The organism is Chitinophaga sp. H8 (assembly GCF_040567655.1).
Lineage (GTDB): Bacteria > Bacteroidota > Bacteroidia > Chitinophagales > Chitinophagaceae > Chitinophaga > Chitinophaga defluvii.
Genome location: NZ_JBEXAC010000002.1, coordinates 249,400 through 271,473 on the forward strand (window position 1 = coordinate 249,400; position 22,074 = coordinate 271,473).

Genomic DNA, 22,074 nt, shown 5'->3' on the forward strand with positions numbered 1-22,074 from the left:
TAGGAATGCCCGCTAAACTGCTGTCACTGCTGTTCCTGCTGCTGTGCTTCTTTGCTACAGCGCAAACAACCTCCCGTTTGCAACAACGTGTGAGCGTAGTAGTTACACATGGCTCATTGGAAGAACTGCTGACCAATATTCAACAACGTTATAACATCTCCTTCTCTTACGTACGGCAGTTAATCCCTTTACAGCACAAAGTAACTGTTCGTGCCAATGGCCAGCCTTTAAGCACGGTATTACAACAGGCACTACAGGGTACAGGAATTACCTTTCATGAGGCAGGCACGCAGATTATTTTAAGTCCTCCGCTTACCGCTGCTAAAAATGACAGTACCTATACCCAAACTGTACAAGGGACAGTAATGGATAAAGCCTTACTATTGCCAATAGCAGGTGCTACGGTAATGATTACCTCCCTTCCGGGAAAAGGTACCGTTACAGATGAAAATGGCCGCTTTCAGATCATGCATATCCCTGTGGGCCGCCATGAAATACAGGTGCGCTCTATCGGATACCAAACTGCACAAATACCCAATGTGCTGGTCATTTCCGGGAAGCAAACCCTCCTGCCCATTACCCTGGAAGAGAGTGCTTTACTTACCCGGGAAGTACAGGTAAAGGCCCCCAGGCTGATTGATAAAGACAAAACCATTAACCCACTTGCCAATGTAAGTACACGTATTGTACTGGTAGAAGAGGCTAACCGGTTTGCCGGTACGCGTGCCGATCCCAGTCGTATGGCTGCCAACTACGCCGGGGTGGCCAATCTGGATGACCGTAATAATGATATTATTGTACGGGGTAATAATCCTTTTGGGATACTCTGGCGGGTAGAAGGAATAGATATACCTAACCCCAACCATTATACGTACATTAATACTTCAGGTGGTGCATTTGGTGTATTGAACAATAATCTGCTGGCCAATTCTGATTTCATGAGTGGCGCCTTCCCTGCCGAATACGGTAATAAAATAGCAGCAGTATATGATGTGCGCCTGCGGGAAGGTAACCCGGAAAAACATGAATTCAATGCACAGGCAGGCTTAAATGGGCTGGAGCTGAATGCAGAAGGACCTGTCAGTCAAAAACAGGAAAGCAGCTATCTGATCGGCTACCGGTTGCTGAACTATGGAATGCTGCAGCATATAGGGGTGGATCTGAATATTGATGGTGCTCCAAAATTTCAGGACCTCACCTTCAAACTTCACTTCAGGGATCAAGGTTACGGTGCACTTACCTTATTTGGCCTGGGAGGTAAGAGCAGAATCAGTTTCCAGGAAAAAGTAACAGACACCAGGGGCCTTTCCCGTAAGGTGGTCAATAATTACAGCCAGTTTACTTCAGATATGGGGGTACTGGGCATGCATTATGAGCACAGCTTTTCTGCCCATACTACCGGCCGCCTGGCCGCTGCACTTTCCGGCAGTTATATCATGTCAAAAAGGGACTTGGAATATATCGACCATAGCCGGCTGAAAGATTTTGAAGGCATGTTCCGCGAGCAGGATACGTATCTCAGCTATACACTTACACATAAATGGAATAGCCGGCATTTATTAAAAGCAGGTATCAGCTACATGCCCAGGCATTACCGGTATTTCCTCACCAAACTGGTGAGTGATACCAGCAATGCCTATATGCTGAATATTGACGACCAGGTAACGATGAAACTACTGCAGGGCTATGTGCACTGGCAATATCAGCTCACTCCTGCTTTGACCTTCAACACCGGATTACACTACCAGCACCTGTTTTATAATCATTCCCAGGCCCTGGAGCCTCGCTTTTCCGCCGAATGGCGTATCAATGAACAACATCGCCTGAAAGCAGGATATGGCCTGCATCACCAGATGCAACCCGTGTATATGTATATCAACCGTAACTATAACCGTATTTCACAAACGTATACACCTGCTAATTCCCAACTGGGATTTACCGGCAGCCACCATACCATCCTGGAATATGACTACTCCTGCAACAAGTACCTGCGGTTTAAAACGGCGGCTTACTATCAGCATCTTTTTAAGGTGCCGGTAACGGTATCCCCTTCCTTCTATTCCGCTATCAATGAAGGGCTGGAACATAATGACTATGTACCGGACACCCTGGTAAACAAAGGACTGGGAAGAAATTATGGCATAGAATTTACCATCGAAAAATTCCTGCACCGGCATTATTATTTTTTGCTCACCACCAGCTTGTACAACAGCCAGTACCGTACCCTGCTCCCCAAGTGGTACAATTCTACTTATAATGGCAATTACATTATTAACTTTTGCGGAGGTGTGGAGATTCCGGTAGGCAAGCAGTCTAAAAATGCCCTGTCGCTGGACGGCAGGATCATTCAGGCAGGTAATAAAAGGCAGCTACCGATAGATCTGGCAGCGTCAAGAAAGGCCCGGGTAATCGTAGTGGCAGCGGACGGGTTTTATGCAAACAGGTATCAGGATTATTCCCGGATTGACTTCAAAATAAGCTACCGGATCAACCGGCAGAAGGCTACCCATCAATTTTTTGTAGCTGCTGATAATCTATTAGGCAAACGCAATGTATTAGGCAACTGGTTTTCTCCCCACACCGGAGACATTACCACAGATCATCAAATGGGTTTATTTCCTTATGCAGGATATAAGGTAGCATTCTGATGGCTGCCAGGACCCGGATATCCCTAAAAAGCAATAAATAAAAAGACCAATTACAGCTATGCTGTAATTGGTCTTTAGTGTTGTATCATTACACGGTACTTAAAATTAAGCGCCGCCTAATTTGCATTTTTGCAGTACTTCCCATGATTTGCCATTGTGGCGCAGGAAATACAGGTTATTTACCTTAAAGGTAGCCTTGATTTCTTTGTTTTCATATTCAGGCCATGCCTTATTAAACTGCTCATCTTCCAGGTCTTTAAACGCCACGGTAACGTGAGGCGTAAATCCGGTACGTGCCAGCATGGTACTGAAACCAAATTCCTTACGCAGGAAGTTGATCAGCTGCCGGTGCATAGCAGACATGGTTTCGCTTTTTTCCACGTTGATGAACAGTACACGGTTCTGTTTGTTCGGGAAGGTACCATAACCATTCAGGGACACTTCAAAAGGTGCCTGGGTTTTGGCAAACTCCGTCAATTCATCACAGAAAGCCTTTTCCAGGGCAGGATCAGCAGTAAACGGCACCTGCAGCGTGATATGGGGTAATACCTTGAGGGCATACATTGGGCCATATTTTTCAGCAAATTCCTGTTTTACTTTGATGATTTCCTTACCCACCTCTGCTGTAGGCAGCAGGGCTATAAAGTATATTTTATTATCAGGTTTCGGTTCAAAGCGTTGTTGTCTGCCACCTTGATTAGGACGATATCCGCCACCGCCGCCGCGATTGTAGCCACCGCCACCACCGCCACGGTTGTAACCTCCGCCACCACCGCCGCGATTGTAGCCACCACCACCGCCACCGCGGTTGTAGCCACCTCCACCACCGCCGCCACGATTGTAGCCGCCACCACCGCCATCACGGTTATAGCCACCACCACCGCCACCGCGATTGTAGCCACCACCACCGCCATCACGGTCGCTGCGGTTATAACCGCCATCACGGTCGCCACGGTTGTAGCCGCCATCGCGGTCACCACGGTTGTAACCACCACCATAGCCACCGCCATCGCGGTCGCCACGATTGTACCCACCACCATAGCCGCCACCATCACGGTCGCCACGGTTGTAATCTCTTGGAGGACGGTATCCACCGCTGTCACCTCCACCCCTGTTGTAATCGGGTCTGTTTTCTCTGTCGCCCCTGTTATATGCGGGCCTGTCTTCTCCGGGTTTTCCGCCTTCCCTTTCACTGTTGAAGTTGGGTCTGTAACCTCCTGGGCGTTGCTCCTTATTGGGATCATTCTCTTTGTTGGTATCAGAAGAGTACCTGCGGGGGCGTTCATTTCTCTCAAAATTCATCTTACTTAATTAAGCGTTTGAAGCAATACTAGCAATGATTTCATAAAAATGAAAAACATCTCTATATGAGTTATATAAGGGAGCCGGTGATACCCGTATTACTCCGGGTTCCCTCCAATCCACTATTATACCGGCTTTTGTCATTTGTTGATGTATCTCCTTACCTCTATCAGGGAACAGCAAAGATAATTGAGCGCCACGTTCCCTACAATTATTTGGCGAAATTATTTCAAAATTTATTCCTTTCACCTGTTCCAACAGGTATTCCAGATAGTTGGTTAAATCTGTACTTTTAGTGCGTAATGCGGTTATACCGGCTGCCTCGAACAATTCCAGGGACGCTTTCAGGCTTACCATGTTAAAAACCTGGGCCGTACTTAATTGCCATCCCTCTGCTGTCTTTTTGGGCACAAACCCTTTCTCCATCTTAAAACGGGTACTTTCTTCATTTCCCCACCAGCCTCCCATCCGGATCAATCCCTGGGTACTGGTATGCTTTTCATGAACAAATGCTCCTCCTACTGCGCCAGGACCGCCATTCAGGTACTTATAAGAGCACCAAACGGCAAAATCTACTCCCCAGTCATGCAGTGATACGGGTACATTTCCTGCTACGTGGGCCAGGTCAAATCCGGCAAAGGCACCCACACGGTGCGCTGCTGCGGTAATGGCCTGTATATCAAAAAGCTGTCCTGTGTAATAATTAATTCCTCCCAGCAATACTAACGCTAAGCTATCACTTTCCGCGTCAATTATTTGTAAAATATCTGCTAATCTTATCAAATGTTCTCCAGGCCGGGGGGAAACCTCTATTATCGCTACTTCCGGATCAAATCCATGAAACTTTACCTGGGTTTCTACTGCATACTGGTCACTAGGGAATGCCCCTGCCTCCATCAATACCTTATAACGCTGCTTCGTAGGCCGGTAAAAACTCAACATCATCAGGTGCAGGTTGACCGTCAGCGTATTCATCACCGTCAGTTCCGCTACACTGGCTCCCATCATCTCCGTTAAAGGCTTGCTGCAGTACTGCTGGTAATACAACCAGGGATTTTTTGCTGCCCAATACCCTTCTACCGCATAGTCCTGCCAGTCCTGCAACTCCTGTTCTATCGCACCTTTTACTCCTTTTGCCTGTAGCCCAAGTGAATTACCACACAGATAAACAGCATCTTTCCCGTTACGTTGTGGAAAATAAAACTGCTCCCGGTATTTATTCAGTGGATCTTGCAGGTCCTGCGCTTCAGCATAGGATAATGATGCTTCGTACATACTGGTTCGCTACTTTTCAATGCCAAACTTACCGAACAAGCGGCGCTTTCTGGTTGCCTTATACTAACTTTTAGCTTTTTTTAACGTTTTTGGTTTCTCTCTGACAGGTTATTATATGCAAGGTAATAAATAACTGTCAAATGTAATGTTATTACTAAAAAAGCAAAAAAAACCGTCCTGAAGAATCAGGACGGCGATCTGTTACCTACAACTGTTACACTGTGTGAGTGACCTCTCAGTCACCCGTATTAAAAAAAGTTTAATAGCTTAATTCACGGAAATGCCCTTTACCTGATGCGCATGTTCTTTCTCTTCTGCATCTGCTACCCCGTTAAAAAATTCATAAGGCTTGGGAGATACATATTTCAGATCATGCAGCTTACGCACCGTTTCCTTCTTCATAAACAACTTCAGGATCAGCACCAGGAACGGTACATACTTGAGCCCACGGGGCAGATTATAATAATCCAGCACATCAATAGAACGCTTATTCATCGCATACATCACCGGTACCAGGATCAACGTCAGGAAGGTAGCAAACACTAACCCATATACCATTGTCCAGGCCAGCGGCCCCCAGAATGCTACGTTATCTCCCCCAAAGAAAATATGTGGGTCAAATCTGGAAAACAGCCCGGCAAAGTCAATATTCAATCCTACTGCCAATGGTATCAGGCCCAGAATGGCGGCAATCGCAGTCAGGATTACCGGAGTCATACGGGTTTTACCTGCTTCTACTACAGCTTCATGCACCGGTGTTCCCTGCTGGATCAGCAAATCGGTAAACTCTACCAGTACAATACCATTACGTACTACAATACCGGCCAGCGCCATAATACCTACCCCCGTCATTACAATCGAGATATCCATTCCAAATATGGCAAAGCCCAGGAACACCCCGATAATACTGAACAGGATTTCCATGAAGATGATCAGCGGACGGCCAATAGAATTGAACTGCGTTACCATGATCATCAGGATCAATCCAAATGCCCCCAGCATAGCCAGCATCAGGAAGTTCATCGTTTCCATTTGGTCTTCCTGCTCACCGGTCATCCTTACCGTAACCCCATTAGGACGGGTGAAATTATGATCAAGTTCCTGCTGGATCTTCTGTACTATTTCATTGGCATTATAACCGGTAAGCACATTTGAATAAAGGGTAATCACCCGCTTCTGATCTATCCGCTTAATACCGGCATAGGTATTGGAGAACTTAATATCTGCTACTGCTGATAAGGGCACTTTACGCACCGCTCCTCCCATATTCATATCCCGGTAAACCAGGTTCAGGTTCATCAGCGTATTAATATTATTCCGCTGATCCTCTCTTAAACGTACCATGATTTCGTAATCATCTTTAGCATCCCGGAACTTGGAAGCTTCCGTACCATACAACGCAGTACGTAAAGTACTACCGATCTGTCCGGTGGAAATTCCTTCCTGGTTAGCCCGCTCACGGTCAATGCTCACTACAATTTCAGGTTTATCGCTCTGGAAATCACTTTTCAATTCTTCCACTCCTCCAATCTGTAAGGAGTCCAGATAACGCTTCAGCCTGAATGAAGTAGCCGTCAGATCATCAAAATTATCTCCGGTAATTTCTATATTAATAGGCTTCCCGGTTGGCGGACCACCCTGTTCCTGTTCTACCGTAATATCTGCTCCTGGTATACCTTTCACTGCTTCTCTTATTTTGTCCAGATATTGTACAGTGGATTGTCCGTTCCTCGCACCAAATTCCACAAAGGCTACAGTTACCTTACCTTTCTGTGGCTGTGTACTCAGGTCCATCTGTGATGGATCTCCTGCATTTTTTGCTACGTTGGAAATAATGGATTCTACAATAGGATTGTTTGCCCCTACTACTTTAGTGATCCTGTTTTCTATGATATGTGTAATAGAATCTGTATACCGCTGATCGGTACCATTAGGCAGATCGATATACGTATAAATAAAGTTGGGATCAGCCTGTGGGAAAAACACCACCCGGGGGCTACGTAATGCAGTCAGAAAGATACTGAAAAACAGTAACCCGAAAGTACCTATCACGATCCCTACCGGACGCCAGCCTACGATACACCATTTTAAAATACGTTTGTACCATTCCTGTACCCGTGGCCAGATGTTGTGTTGGAAACGGCGGGCTACACCGCCCAGCCAGAAGCGCTCCAGTACAATCAGCAGATACACGAATACTACAAAGTTGCCCACACCAAAGGCACTGGCATAACCAATCAGTGCCAAAACGCCGAATATAGCAGTGAGTATTTTAAACTTCTTGTCAAACTTCGGCTTGGGATGGTTTTCTCCTTCATGCCTATCCATAAAATCCACCGCAAATACCGGGTTGATAATATAGGCTACTATCAGAGATGCTCCCAGTGTAGTGATCAACGTTACCGGCAGGAAATACATGAATTTACCGATGATACCCGGCCAGAACAACAAGGGTACAAATGGTGCCAGTACCGTCAGTGTGCCGGAAAACACGGGCAGAAACACTTCTCCCGCGGCTACTTTTGCGGCCTTGACGATCCCCAGGTCCTTTCGTTCATAAAATATACGGTGCACGTTCTCAATCACCACAATGGCATCATCCACCACAATACCCAATGCCAGCAGGAACGAGAACAGTACCATCATGTTCAGCGTAAACCCATACATTGGCATCAGCAAAAATGCAATGAACATGGATATCGGTACGGAGAGTGCCACAAAGATCGCGTTCACCGCTCCCATAAAGAACATCAGGATCACGGTTACCAGCACAAACCCGATGATAATGGTATTGATCAGATCATGCAGGGTAACACGGGTAGACTTAGACTGGTCTGCAGTAATCGTCACATTTAATCCCTTAGGCAGATAAGTGGCCTGCATATCTTTGATCACTGCCTGGATTTTATCCGAAGCATCAATCAGGTTTTTACCACTTTGTTTGATCACGTTCAGGGTGATTACATTCTTCCCATCCAGACGGGCATAACTCTCCTGTTCTTTAAAGCCATCCACCACCTCTGCAATATCTTTAATGTACACTGTAGCTCCGGATTGTCCGCGCACTTTGATATTGGCGATCTTGGTAGGGTCTTTATATTCCCCCTTTACACTCAAGGTGCGTTTTTGGCCTCCCATGGTTACCAGTCCACCGGAAATGGTAATGTTCTCTCCCTGTATTGCCTGGATGATATCAGAAAAACCTATTTCTGCCGCATCCATTTTGTTCTTATCTACATTGATCTGGATCTCCCGGTCCAATGCACCCACAATGTCCACCCGTGTGATCTCTGTCAGTGCTTCAATGCGGTCCTGCATTTCGTCCGCATATTCCTTCAACTGCTGCAACTCAAAATCGCCCGACAGGTTCACGTTCATGATCGGGATCTGGGATACATCTATCTTGATGATCTGTGGCTCCTGGAATTCCTGGCTGGTGACTGGCAGGTCTTTCTTGGCCTGGTCTACCTTTTCCCGTACTTCCTGTCTGGCCCTGTCCATGTCTTCCCCGGCTTCAAACTCAATGGAAATAGCCGAGTAATCCTGCATAGAAGTACTCTTGATCTTTTTCACCCCGGAAATCCCGCCCAATTCTTTTTCAATAGGCTTGGTCACCAGTGTTTCCATATCCTCCGGTGAGGTGCCAAAATATACCGTACTGATATAAAACTGTGGAAATACCACCTCCGGGAATTGCTCCTTGGGCAGGGAATTATATGATAATATACCGGCCAGGGCAATGATAATAGTGGCTACATAAATGCTTACCTTATTATCAATGGCCCAACTGGTAGGTTTAAACTCTTTATTCAGGTTGTCTTGCATAAAAGTGTGTTTACAACAGGTAAACGTAATGTCGTGTGTATATTCCTGTTACTGGCGTCAGCTATAACTTGATCAGGTCATTATCATTCAGTCCCTGGTAGCCCATGGTTACAATTTTATCGCCGGGCTGCAAACCACTCTTGATCTCTGCCATGTCATTATAAGTATGTCCTACTTCCAGGTTCCTTCTTTGTGCCATTTGTTTGCCATTAGCTTCTTTTGCTACAATTACATAAGGTTTACCCATGGAATACTGGATCACATTTACAGGTATTACTACGGCATTTTTGGCTACATAATCAATGATCCTGATCCGGGCAATCATATTAGGCCGTAAGGCGGCATCCGGCTTCAATCCTACTTCCACTTTAATGGTACGGCTCAGCGGATCAATCAGGCGGGAAGCAAACGTGATGCGGGTACGTATTTCCTTATCTATATCCGGGAATACTACTACCACTTCATCTCCGGTTTTTATTTTGCCTGCATAAGATTCTGCCACATTGGCCACTACTTTCAGGTTGTTGGAATTCACCACCCGGAAAGCCGGTGCACCAGGCTGTGCAGCATCTCCAATCTTTGCAATTACCGCATCTACGGAACCAGAGATAGGAGCAATGATACGGGTCTGATTCAATTGATCCTGCATGGTCCCCATCTTCCTTTCCAGGCTTTCTTTATTGTTTTTGGCGCTCAGGAACTGTACTTCTGAACCTATCTTTTGTGACCACAGGTTTTGCTGCTTTTCATACAAGGTAGTGGCCAGTTCCAGCTGGGTTTTCAATTCAGCCATTCCTGCCTTTAGTACCTGGTCATCCACCTGGGCCAGTACTTGTCCCTGCTTTACCTGTTGTCCTTCTTTTACATAAATGGCCGTAATAATACCAGGCACTTTGGAAGTCACATTTACATTTTCCCTGGCATCCACACTTCCCTGTACATCTATAAAGTGCTCAAACAAAGTATCCTCTACACTGGCAATGGACACTGTTTTCACTTTGGCACTGGTATCATTCTTGTTCACTTCTTTTTCCAAAGCAGCTATTTCTGTTTCCAGTTTAGCTTTTTGTTGCTTTAACTGTTCCAGTTTGGCAGCACCATTTTTACTGCTATCACCACCACCGCAGGCAGCCAGTAATAAGGTAAGGAAGGGAACTACGAAATATCTTTTGGTCATAAAAACTGTATTTTAAAAATTAGCTATTGGCTTTAGCTATCAGCTGTTAACCTTTGCCAATAGCAGATAGCTAAAGGCTAACAACCGTATTTTAAAGTTTACCGTATGATTTCAGGTATTCAATTTTAGCTACCACAGCATCATATAATGCGGTGAAATAATTATTCTGTGCCTTCAGCAGATCTGTTTCCGCTGTACTCATTTCCAGACTGGAACCTACCCCTTCCCGGTATTTGATCTGGGTAGTATTATATACATCTTGTGCCAGCGCCATATTCTTTTCCTGTGATTCCAGTGTTAACACATTATTCCGGAGTGTGGAAGCTGATTGCTCCTGCTGAAGATCTATGCTCTGCCGCAGGTTTTCCATAGACACTTCCGATTTTTTCACAGCCAGAAATGCCTGATCTACCTGCCGTTTCCGCTGAAAACCACTGAATATGGGAATGGAGAGATTTAATCCGTATCCTACATATCCGTACCACATCTCACTGTTAAAATAATTGAACTTATTACTGGCCCTGGAAACCCCTCCTGTACCAAAGAGAGATAAGGTGGGTAGTCCTTTCATCTTATATCTTTTCAGATCATATTCATTGGCCTTCTTTTGTGCATCCAGCAACTGGTATTCTATCCGTTGTGTGTAGTCAAAATCGGTTATCTCTGCAACCCCTGCTTTTATCTGGCTGGTAGACAAAGAGTCTGTCAACTCAATCTGTTGTTTGATCGGCATACCCATCTGGTATTTCAGTGCTGCGGTGCCTACTTCCAGTAAGTTCTTTAATTTGGTCTGTTCAGTACGCAGATTTGTCAGCTGTACCATCAGCCGGTCTACATCCAGTTTTTCTACCAGTCCGTTATCATAAGACACCTTTACTTCGTGCAGCATTTTTTCCAGGTTAGTAATATTCCCTTCCAGGATACTCAGCGCCTTCCTGCCGGAAAGTACATTGTAATAAGCCTTATATACCGCTTCTTTCACATCCACTTCTGTTTTCTGTACATTCTTCCGCACCAGGTCTTCCAGAGTTTTCCTGGCCTGTAAGGCTACCAGTACACTTGGATCAAACAGTGTTTGATTGAGCTTTACTTCGCCCACCGCATTGTATTTCAATCCAAACTCAAAAGGTACCAGTGTACCTTTAGGAACACTGGGATCAAAATTGGAAGCGTCTATTAATTGTTTCTGAATAATGGGATTATCCTGGTACATACCATTTGCAGACAAAGACGGTAAGGCCATTCCACTTACTTCTTTATTTTTGGCTAATTGTATCAGCTCGTCCAGTTTGGCTGTTTTGACTGCTGTCTGATTAGCCAGTGCAAATTCCACTGCCTGCTGGGCAGACAATGGTACTACTCCCGGGGTAATAGGTTGTTGGGCCTGTGCCCGGCTAATCATCATCAACAGCAGCACCAGGCATGCGATACCGGTGTGCCTTCTTTTTAGTTGCATATTGCTTATTTGGTTTGCGATAGTTGTTTGTACTTTTCGATAAGTTTATACCCTTTCATCGAGGCCACACCATATAGAAAATGTTCCAGCAACTCTCTCTGCACCTGGCTCAGGTCCCATCCCGAAATGGGAAACGCCTCTGGTTGAAAACAAAGCATGGCTGATGATACCCGGAATAAGGTCATGATATCTACATTGATATCTGCCCGGTAGATCCCCTCTTTAATCCCACGTTCCAGGTTTTCACGCACGGTATTATGCAGGTAATTGTTCCGGTATTCCTGAAATACCTGGTATGCCTTGGCATGAAACTTTTGCAGGTCCAGCATTACTACCGGGTTCATATTCCGGAATAGCTGTTCCAGTGTTTTCATTACCAGGAACAATTCCTGGATAGCATCCGAGGACCTGTCCCGGTTAGTAGCACAATTTTCCTCCATCATCTTCAGCTCGCGCGATATAGCATTTACCACCAGATCATCCTTATCCGCAAAATGGGCGTACAAAGTTTTCTTTGAAATGCCCATCTTGTTAGCAATGTCGTCCATGGTAATAGACCTCGTGCCATACTGCCTGAACAGGCCGAAAGCCGTGTCTAATATGCGCTCCTGTACTTCCATATATGTATCTTCTATAACAGATTTATGCTATGCTCACACAAAACTATGGAAACTTTTTAAACTACCAAAGTTTCCAGCACGTTTTTATTGTATACTTGGGCCAAATCATTCTAAAGGGGTGGATAACAATTATTTGCACAAAAACATAATACGTTTTACCCGGGTTATTTAGTATATTAGGATGATGCCATCCAATCATAACCGCATACAAATTCTTTATTTCCACGGTGGGCCGGGGTTTAATTCAAATCCTGAAAAGCACCTGCTTTCAGCACCATTTGCGGCGGCGGGCATTGAGTTACATTTATGGAATGAGCCTTCCATTCTTCGCCCGGAAGGGCCGCTTTATGAGCATGCACATGCCTTCTATAATTATCTTGAGCAGGCAGAACAGTTTCTGTTACAGCATTACCGGGGCACTCCCCTGGTTATAATGGCACATGCCTTTGGCGCTCAGGCCGCCTGTTTTTTATGCAACCGGCATCCGGAACTGATCAGGCAGGTATTTTTTATCGCTCCCGACATCTCTGTTACCCATGCCGATATTCACCGGTTTCATCATATGATCAGCTATTACCGGGGCAAAAAGGATAAACGGGCGGATATATTATCGGAAACACTGCGTTATTATAATGGTAAAATGGATGCTGCCACACAGAATGCATTCCTGCTGATGTACGACAGTGGCTGCCTGTTTGATTACTACTGGCATGATAAGCAGCAAATGGCCTCCTTTCTTTCCTGGTATCAGCCTGCTGAATATAATATTGATGCCACTGCCTTCTTTGGCGTACGTCAGTCCTGGCATCCTGTTCAGATGCGTCCCTCTGCCATACCAGCCGCAGCCATATTTGGCATGCACGATATTATTATCTCCCGGGAATCTGAAACCAGCCTGCTGCAGCAATGGTGGCCACAGCTGGATACCTATGAACTGGAAGCTACTGCCCACTATCCGCATATAGAAGCTACAGATGCCGTATTAAAGCTGTTATTACACGCATGATCCCGCTCTCATTAATGGAAAATAATGTCTAATTTTGCGGTGTCTGCACATCTTAAAATATGTCTCCTAAATTGAAACTCAAGGTACTTGCCTCCCGCATATTACGTTATTTCTTCCAGGGATTACTGATACTTGCGCCTATTGGTATTACTGCACTGACCCTGTATTGGGCCTTCGTGACCATTGACAATATTATTCCCAAGGAATTCATCCCGGAAGGTGCTCCCTTTGAATTTTTACGCTACAAAGGTGTAGGATTTGCGCTGGTGCTGATCCTGGTGATAGTGGTGGGCTATCTCAGTTCTTCGTTTATTATTGGCCGTATTTTCGACCTGTTCGACCACCTGCTGGAACGTACGCCTTTTATCAAATACATCTACACTTCTATCAAGGATGTCTTTGATGCTTTTGTGGGTGATAAAAAGAAATTTGACCATCCTGTGCTGGCCCAGATCTATGGGGTAGATGTATGGGAAATTGGTTTCATCACGCAGACAGATGTCAGCAACCTGGGTATGGAAGGTTATCTGGCGGTATATGTACCACATGCCTATGCCATTACCGGTAAGGTGTTTATTGTACCTAAGGAAAAAGTAAAACCACTGGAAAACATTTCTGCAGGTGAAGCGATGAAGTTTGCCGTAAGCGGTGGGGTCACTAACGTAGTACGCAGGGAAACCGAAGACCCCGGAGTATAACCGGGGCATATCACTATAGCACACCTTCCACATTAACTTACAGTTAACGGCTGATTGAAAAAAAATAACCAGGTTTGCAAGACTGCTGCTATCCTAGCAGCAGGTATGTTTTGTTATTCACCTGTAAAATCAACCGTATGTTAACCCTCCACCCCCGTTGTTGCCTGCTGCTGATACTGATTTTTTCCGTATTACCTTTAAAGTTATCTGCCTGGGGATTCTTTGCTCACAAGCGTATCAACAGGCTGGCCGTCTTTTGCCTGCCTCCCGAAATGCTGGTCTTTTACAAGGCTAACCTGGAATATATTACCATCCATGCCGTAGACCCCGACAAGCGGAGGTATGCCTTAGCGGGGGAAGGTGCCCGGCACTTTATCGACCTGGACTATTACGGTATGCCTCCCTTCAACCTCCTGCCGCGGTCCTGGAGCCAGGCCGTAACCCGGTATAGTGCAGATACCCTGCAACGTTACGGGGTATTGCCCTGGCACCTGGAAACGATGCTGGCCAGGCTTACCCGCGCCTTTGAAGCCCGGGATCCCGCACGGATTCTTAAATTATCCGCCGACCTGGGGCATTACATGGCCGACGCCCATGTACCCCTGCATGTCTGCAGTAACCATAATGGCCAGCTGACCGGCCAGCACGGCATCCATGCATTGTGGGAAACCCGGACCCCCGAACTCCTGGCCGACCGTACCTTCAGCTACTGGGCAGGAAAAGCTACCTATATTGAGTATCCCCGCCAGTATATCTGGCAAATTCTGATAGCCAGTGCGCAAGCTGCAGATACTGTGTTGCAATATGAAAAACAGCTGCGTAATACTTTCCCATCCGGACAACGGTATGCTTTTGAAAACAGGAACGGGGTATTACTCAGAAATTACGCAGAAGCGTATACGAAAGCCTATCACCGGTCAATGGGTAATATGGTGGAACGCCGGATGCAAGGCGCTATCGCAGCCGTGGCGGCCTTTTGGTACACTGCATGGACAAATGCCGGCCAGCCATCCTTAAAAACATTTACCCGTATTACCACCTCTCCGGAAGACGAAGCTGCCTTCCGGCAGTTGAATCTCCAATGGCAACGCGGTAAAATCCTTGGCAGGGAACATGACTAAACTCCTTATTAACAGTCCTTTTCAGTCATAACAGATTAACTGTTAAAATATTTATTATTAAAAGGGATTATTAATGAAAGATATTTTATCTTTGTTTATACCATCCTTTTTAACCTTGTCCTATACCTCAGATCTTACATCTGGTGCTTGAAAAGCCAAACTTTTTTTTCCGTTCCTTAGAAAAACCAAACATAGTGGAAAGAGCTAACAATGAATTTAATCTAGATCGCAACATGAAGGTGCACAATTTTAACGCAGGTCCTTCTGTATTACCCAATGAGGTGTTGTACAAAGCCAGCAAAGCCCTGATCGACTTTGAAGGTTCAGGAATGTCTATACTGGAAATCGGTCACCGTACTTCGCCGTTTATAGCGGTGATGGAAGAGGCCCGCAGCCTGGTAAAGGAACTGATGCAACTGGAAGACGACTTTGAGATCCTGTATTTACAAGGCGGCGCTACTATGCAATTCCTGCAGGTACCTATGAATCTCCTCGAAAATGGTGATACGGCAGCTTATGTGGATACCGGTGTTTGGTCCAACAAAGCCATCAAGGAAGCCAAATCATTTGGATTTGTAGATGTAATCGCCTCTTCCAAAGAGAGCAACTACAATCACATTCCCAAACAATTTAATATTCCGCCCCAGGCCAAATATCTTCATATTACCACTAATAATACCATTTATGGTACGCAGTGGCAAATGACACCTGTTACTGATGTGCCCCTCGTGGCAGACATGAGTAGCGATATCCTGAGCCGCAGCATGGACTTCAACAAGTTTTCGCTGATCTATGCAGGGGTACAGAAAAATATGGGAGCCGCTGGTGCCACCATGGTAGCTGTGCGTAAAAGCATGCTGGGTAAAATTACCCGCAAAATACCTACCATCATGGATTACAAGCTGCATATCGAAAATGGTTCCATGCTCAATACCCCACCGGTATTTGCAGTATATATCTCCATGCTTACCCTTCGCTGGCTGAAAGAACAAGGTGGCATTACAGCTATTGAAAAAATCAATGATAAGAAAGCTGCAATGCTGTATGATGAAATAGATCATAATCCCCTGTTCCGTGGTACTGTTGCCAAGGAAGACCGCAGTAAGATGAATGTTTGTTTCATTATGGACAAACCGGAAATGGAAGAGGAATTCCTGAAATTCTGCGCAAAAGAAGATATCGTGGGTATCAAAGGCCATCGCTCTGTAGGTGGGTTCCGTGCCTCCCTTTACAATGCGTTGCCGCTTGAAAGTGTAGAAGTAATGGTGGAAGCCATGAAGTACTTCAGCCTTAAAAAGGCATAATGATCTGCCGCTATACTTATGATAGCAGCATCATAACATAGGTTTACCCCTGAACTCCGACACATTCAGACGTTGATTAACCACATAAATTAAACAGGCTTTGGAATATATTCCAAAGCCTTTCTTTATTTTTATAACATAGTATCACATTACTCACGCATCTTTAATTCATAGCTATGGCCATTATCAGACCGTTTAAAGGATTAAGACCACAAGAGGCATTAGCTGCCAAAGTAGCAGCACGACCATATGATGTGCTTAGCGCTGCTGAAGCCAAAACAGCTGCTGCCGGTAATCCCTACGCTTATTATCATGTGTCAAAATCTGAAATAGATTTACCTGATGATACGGATGTGCACAGCCAACCCGTATATGATAAAGCCGCCGCCAATCTGCAACGTTTTATCCAGGAAGGCACTTTATTGCAGGATACTACCCCCCATTATTATATTTACAAATTAATAATGGATGGCCGCGCACAGGTAGGACTGGTATGTGCTTCCGCTATTACCGACTATAATACCGGCATTATCAAAAAACATGAGTTTACCCGCCCCGACAAAGAACTGGACCGGATCAATCATATTAAAACCACCCGGGCACAAACCGGTAATGTATTCCTGGCATATAATGACGTCCCTGAGCTGAATGTGATCATTGACCACTGGCAGCAAAGCCAGTCACCGGCATACGATTTTACTGCAGATGATGGTATCCGGCATACCGTATGGGTCATAAATGACCCGGCCACCGTGCAGGACATCACCGTGCTCTTTGCACAAAAGGTACCCTGCACCTACATTGCCGACGGCCATCATCGGGCTGCTTCTGCGGCACTGGTACAAAGAGAGTTCCAGGAAAAGGGAATGATAAAGTCGGCCGAAGACCCGGCCAATTTTTTCCTGACCACCATCTTTCCTGCCAGCCAGTTGGCCATACTGGACTATAATCGCGTAGTAAAAGACCTCAATGGTCTCAGCAAAGCTGAATTATTATCCAGGCTGGATTATGATTTTACAGTAGAGGCCATTGGCCATTTGCCACAACAGCCGGCTATGCTGCATGAATTCAGTATGTACCTGGATCATACCTGGTACCGCCTCGTAGCCCGGGAAGGCACCTACACCACCGATCCTATTGGTATCCTGGACGTAACCATCCTGCAGCAAAATGTATTAGACAAGCTCCTGGGCATTAAAGACCAGCGTACTGATAAAAGGATCGATTTCGTAGGTGGTATCCGTGGCTTACAGGAGCTGGTAAAAAGGGTAGACAGCGGTGAAATGCAGGTCGCCTTTGCCCTGTACCCGGTTACCATCCAGCAGCTGTTTGATATCGCCGACAGTGGCCAGGTAATGCCCCCCAAAAGCACCTGGTTTGAACCTAAACTCCGGGACGGACTCCTCACCCACCTGATTGCATAATCTTCCCACATAAAAGAAAACCATGGGCTGACCAACCACTAATGGTCAGCCCATTTTTTATTCGGTACCTGACCATTCCTTGTTGCCATTTTAAACAATGCCTACCCTTGCATCCACTCCTTCACTTTAGGACAGCAGACACTGCTCTCCAATGATGTTTCCTTCCCTTTTCTCCGCCACCAGCTTGTAAACTTCAATCAGGATTACCCAACAACGAATGTAAACTCATAACAGGATTTATTAACAATAGGTGTAAACCTATAGCAGGACTAGACCAGGACTAGGCCTAACACTGCTATGGCACTACGTTTCAATAGGGATATCCCGTAGATATCCCGTATATATCCCGTATATGTCCCGTAGATATCCCGACAATGTAGCTAGTCGGGATATCTACGGGATATCTATGGAATATATGTGGCGGAGATATAACTTATACTATGGTAAACAAGGACGTAGCCATGGAAATGCATGCTGGATACCAGGAAGTATTCCTGCTCCGGCTTCATCATACCATAAAACATATCATCATTTTATTTTAAATAACTCAGCTTTAAACAGTTGGAGGCCATTCCTATCCCTGTAATTTTCCTTACTTTTACAACAAACGCAGACAGGAATGCATATGAGGTCATCTTTATTGAAAACATTACTGATTTTAGGATTGTTTTTTTCACAGACAGCCGTGGGGCAGGACGCTAAAGAGTTGTATAGTACAGCCAGCAACTTTATGCGGAGCGGGGATTATTCCAATGCTATCCTGGTATTAAACCAGGCATTACAACTGGAGCCCGATAATTACGAATATAAAAAGCAGCTGGGGTTTGCATTTTACCTCAAGGGGGATATGAACCGGGCCAAAAACATTATTGAACCGCTGCTCAATAAAAAAGAAGCAGATGTACAGATCTTCCAGATGGCCGGCAATATTTACCAGGCCCGGCAGGAATGGAAAACGGCCCAGAAATTATACGATCGCGGGATTAAAAAGTTTCCGGGAAGTGGGGAGTTGTACAATGATAATGGCTTATTGCTGCTCAATTTCAAGATGTTTGATGCCTCGCTGACCAACTGGATCAAAGGGATTGAAAAAGACCCGAATTTTCCGGGCAACTATTACAATGCCGCCCGTACCTATTACTATAGCAAGGATCCGGTATGGTGTATTCTATACGGGGAAATCTTCGTAAACCTGGAAAGCTATACCACCCGTACGGCAGAAGTACGGGATATGCTGATAGAATCTTATAAAAAGCTGTTTAACGATCCGGATATATTCAGCAGCATTATGCCGGAAGAGGATAGCAAAAAGAGCAGGAAGAAGTCCGGCGATTTTGTTGCCGCTTTCAAACAATCTATAGGCAAACAAATAGGTGTGGTAACAGGGGGTATTGATCCGGAAACGCTGATTATGCTGCGTACCCGTTTTCTGCTGGACTGGTACAGTACACATGCGGAAAAATTCCCTTTTGCGCTGTTCGATTTTCAGCGGAAGCTGTTGCGGGACGGGCTGTTTGAATCCTATAATCAATGGATCTTCGGACCAGTGGCCAATCAGGCAGCCTACAGGGCCTGGACCACCCTTCATAAGCAGGAGTATGACAAATTTACCCAATTCCAACGTAGTCATGCGTTTAAACTGAGGCCTGATGAATACTATAACGATGGGAAATTCACGTTATTGAGATAATGAAGCAGCTGGCGGGCCGTTATTGTGCAAATAACCAACAAATCTAAATACAGCATATGCTCGTTACGAAACACCAAAACACGATTGACAACGCGGTAAAAGCGAACCAGGAAAGAGTATTCTTTGCACAGTATCCTGAGCATCCTAAAGCCTATGGGGAAGAGGCCCCCGTCAAAGGCACTGAACGTTACCAGCAAATGCTGCATCAACCGTTCAAACAATTGCTGCAAACAGGCGAAACCGGCTGGGCAGGAGAAGAAACCTCTCCCTATACCCGGGAAAAGCTGGGTATTACCTACCCTATCTTTTCCGTAGAAGACCTGACTAAAAAAGCAGCGATTGCCGGAAAAGACTGGGCTGAAGTGCCTGTTGCCACCCGTGCTGCCATCCTGATTGAAACACTGGAAAAAGTAAAAGATCACTTCTTTGCCATTGCACATGCTACCATGCATACCACCGGCCAGAGTTATATGATGAGCTTCCAGGCTTCCGGCCCTCACGCCAATGATCGTGCCCTGGAAGCAATTGCTATGGGATATCAGGAACTACAGCGTTTTCCCTCCGAACTGATGTGGGAAAAGCCGATGGGTAAGATCAGCATCAAGCTGAAAAAGACCTTCCGCGCGATTCCTAAAGGCACCGGTCTGGTAATAGGCTGCTCTACCTTCCCGGTGTGGAACTCCTTACCAGGTATCTATGCAGACCTCATCACCGGCAACCCGGTTATTGTAAAACCGCATCCGCAGGCGGTATTACCTATTGCAATTGTGGTAGGTGCCATTCAGCAGGTATTGCAGGAAAATGGTGTAGATCCCAATTTATGCCAGCTGGCTGCCGATAGCACCGGACAGCTCATTACGAAAGACCTTTGCGAGCATCCGGCGATACGCCTCATTGACTATACCGGCGGAAGCGCTTTTGGCAATTATGTAGAAGGATTGCCCGGCAAAACCGTATTTACAGAAAAAGCAGGTGTGAACTCCGTTATCCTCGATTCCGTGAAAGACCTGGATGCCGTGACGCAAAACCTTGCCTTTTCCGTATCCCTGTATTCCGGACAGATGTGTACCGCCCCACAGAACTTTTTCATTCCCGAACAAGGCATTACCACCCCTTCGGGTATAGTACCTTTTAACGAAGTGGTACAAAAACTGAAAGATGCCGTAGTAAGCCTGACCACCAATCCAAAAATGGGTGCCGGTACTTTGGGCGCCGTACAAAATGATACTACCCTTAACCGGGCCAGGGAAATACATAACCTGGGAGGTAAAGTAATATTGGAAGGCACAGCGGTGTCCAATGAAGAATTTGGCAATGCACGGGTATGTGCTCCGGCTATACTGGAAGTAAGCAGCGCAGATACCCATATTTACGAGAAAGAATTATTCGGGCCGGTGATCTTACTGATTAAAACAAAAGATACCGCTCATGCGATACAGCTGGCCAGGCAAATGGCGCAGCAACACGGTGCTATTACCTGTGCTGCCTACACCACCAGCGAAACCACCAAAACACAGATAGCAGCTGCCATGAACAGTGTATTTACACCAGTGTCCTTTAACCTGACCGGGTTTATATGGGTGAACCAGCATGCTGCCTTTTCTGATTTTCATGTTACCGGCGGCAATCCGGCCGGCAATGCCAGTTTTACGAACCAGGAGTTTATTGTAAAACGCTTTGTTTGGGTAGGCAACCGCGAGTTGGCAGAATAGTATTCAGCCGGCAGTTTGCAGGGGAAGACGGAAGTTATACACTGCAAACTGCCGTTACCATAGGGCTGCAATTAAACTATAAACTCACTGAGGTATGCGGAATTTCATCGTACTGATCATCGCTATTTGCGGGCTCACGGCCTGCCAGGAAGCGCCTAAAGCAGACAAGGCCAAAGTAACCGATGCACAGATCGTGGAAACCGGTACAGGTCATCCCTATGTGGTAGATACCCTTACCAGCCGGGTAGCCTGGGTGGGCACCAAACCTACCGGCAAACACCAGGGGTATTTTAAGCTACTGAAAGGCACCATTTATGTAAAAGACAGCGCCATTAATGGGGGGAAGTTCATCATCAACATGCACTCCCTGGAAGATACTGACCTGGCAGCAGATCCTGCGATGAAAGTAAAACTGGAAAATGAACTGAAAGGCAACCTCTTCTTCGATGTAGATAAATATCCGGAAGCCACCTTCGAAATTACCTCCGTTACTACCTTCCGCCCGGCTGTTGGAGATGAAATACTGATGAAAGACGCTACCCATACCATCCAGGGTAATCTTACTATGAAAGATGTGATCAAAAACATTGCCTTCCCTGCAAAGATCTCCATCAATGCCAGTGAAATCCTGGCAAGTGCTACCTTCAATATGGACCGTACCCTATGGGGAATGACCTACCGGGCAGATAAATCCCTGCAGGATAAGCTGATCAACTCCATGGTCAACATCACGTTTACAATAAAGGCAGCCAGGTAGATTACAGGTGGGCAAAACGTGGCACCAGCGTAAAAAATACCGGGTAAAAACAATTAAAT

15 protein-coding genes are annotated in these 22,074 nt (G+C 45.8%); 9 read left to right on the top strand and 6 right to left on the bottom strand.

Features of this window, described 5'->3' with window-relative positions; genetic code table 11:
• The first annotated feature begins 5 nt into the window (after positions 1-5).
• The gene (locus tag ABR189_RS14765; protein WP_354661288.1) at positions 6-2,648 is read left to right on the top strand and encodes a carboxypeptidase regulatory-like domain-containing protein; all 2,643 of its coding nucleotides are present in this window, start codon (positions 6-8) and stop codon (positions 2,646-2,648) included.
• Positions 2,649-2,753: 105 nt separating this feature from the next.
• Here the strand turns inward: ABR189_RS14765 and ABR189_RS14770 are convergent, their stop codons facing one another.
• The 6 genes from ABR189_RS14770 to ABR189_RS14795 all read right to left on the bottom strand — a co-directional run bounded on the left by ABR189_RS14770 (position 2,754) and on the right by ABR189_RS14795 (position 12,303).
• Entirely contained in the window at positions 2,754-3,950 is a 1,197-nt protein-coding gene (locus ABR189_RS14770) for a 2'-5' RNA ligase family protein (protein ID WP_354661289.1), read from the bottom strand.
• Between the two features lie 9 nt (positions 3,951-3,959).
• Positions 3,960-5,225 (bottom strand): kynureninase, encoded by a 1,266-nt coding sequence (gene kynU, locus ABR189_RS14775; protein WP_354661290.1) that lies wholly within the window; start codon positions 5,223-5,225, stop codon positions 3,960-3,962.
• A gap of 267 nt (positions 5,226-5,492) precedes the next feature.
• Positions 5,493-9,050 (bottom strand): efflux RND transporter permease subunit, encoded by a 3,558-nt coding sequence (locus tag ABR189_RS14780; protein WP_354661291.1) that lies wholly within the window; start codon positions 9,048-9,050, stop codon positions 5,493-5,495.
• Positions 9,051-9,111: 61 nt separating this feature from the next.
• The gene (locus tag ABR189_RS14785; RefSeq protein ID WP_354661292.1) at positions 9,112-10,227 is read right to left on the bottom strand and encodes an efflux RND transporter periplasmic adaptor subunit; all 1,116 of its coding nucleotides are present in this window, start codon (positions 10,225-10,227) and stop codon (positions 9,112-9,114) included.
• A gap of 91 nt (positions 10,228-10,318) precedes the next feature.
• Positions 10,319-11,683 (bottom strand): TolC family protein, encoded by a 1,365-nt coding sequence (locus ABR189_RS14790; RefSeq protein WP_354661293.1) that lies wholly within the window; start codon positions 11,681-11,683, stop codon positions 10,319-10,321.
• 5 nt (positions 11,684-11,688) lie between these two features.
• The gene (locus ABR189_RS14795; RefSeq protein ID WP_354661294.1) at positions 11,689-12,303 is read right to left on the bottom strand and encodes a TetR/AcrR family transcriptional regulator; all 615 of its coding nucleotides are present in this window, start codon (positions 12,301-12,303) and stop codon (positions 11,689-11,691) included.
• Positions 12,304-12,484: 181 nt separating this feature from the next.
• Here ABR189_RS14795 and ABR189_RS14800 point away from each other — a divergent pair, with 181 nt between their 5' ends.
• The 8 genes from ABR189_RS14800 to ABR189_RS14835 all read left to right on the top strand — a co-directional run bounded on the left by ABR189_RS14800 (position 12,485) and on the right by ABR189_RS14835 (position 22,015).
• Positions 12,485-13,309 (top strand): alpha/beta fold hydrolase, encoded by an 825-nt coding sequence (locus ABR189_RS14800; protein WP_354661295.1) that lies wholly within the window; start codon positions 12,485-12,487, stop codon positions 13,307-13,309.
• A 59-nt stretch (positions 13,310-13,368) separates the two neighbouring features.
• The gene (locus tag ABR189_RS14805; protein ID WP_354661296.1) at positions 13,369-14,007 is read left to right on the top strand and encodes a DUF502 domain-containing protein; all 639 of its coding nucleotides are present in this window, start codon (positions 13,369-13,371) and stop codon (positions 14,005-14,007) included.
• A gap of 137 nt (positions 14,008-14,144) precedes the next feature.
• Entirely contained in the window at positions 14,145-15,128 is a 984-nt protein-coding gene (locus tag ABR189_RS14810) for a zinc dependent phospholipase C family protein (RefSeq protein ID WP_354661297.1), read from the top strand.
• A gap of 233 nt (positions 15,129-15,361) precedes the next feature.
• Positions 15,362-16,432, top strand: a complete 1,071-nt coding sequence (gene serC / locus ABR189_RS14815; protein WP_354661298.1) for a 3-phosphoserine/phosphohydroxythreonine transaminase — start codon at positions 15,362-15,364, stop codon at positions 16,430-16,432.
• A gap of 176 nt (positions 16,433-16,608) precedes the next feature.
• Complete coding sequence (locus tag ABR189_RS14820; protein ID WP_354661299.1) at positions 16,609-17,856, top strand: DUF1015 domain-containing protein; 1,248 nt, start codon at positions 16,609-16,611, stop codon at positions 17,854-17,856.
• Between the two features lie 619 nt (positions 17,857-18,475).
• The gene (locus ABR189_RS14825) at positions 18,476-19,546 is read left to right on the top strand and encodes a tetratricopeptide repeat protein (protein ID WP_354661300.1); all 1,071 of its coding nucleotides are present in this window, start codon (positions 18,476-18,478) and stop codon (positions 19,544-19,546) included.
• Positions 19,547-19,602: 56 nt separating this feature from the next.
• Positions 19,603-21,258, top strand: a complete 1,656-nt coding sequence (paaN, locus tag ABR189_RS14830) for a phenylacetic acid degradation protein PaaN (RefSeq protein WP_354661301.1) — start codon at positions 19,603-19,605, stop codon at positions 21,256-21,258.
• Positions 21,259-21,352: 94 nt separating this feature from the next.
• On the top strand, positions 21,353-22,015 hold the full coding sequence (locus ABR189_RS14835) for a YceI family protein (RefSeq protein WP_354661302.1): 663 nt from the start codon (positions 21,353-21,355) through the stop codon (positions 22,013-22,015).
• Positions 22,016-22,074: the final 59 nt, after the last annotated feature.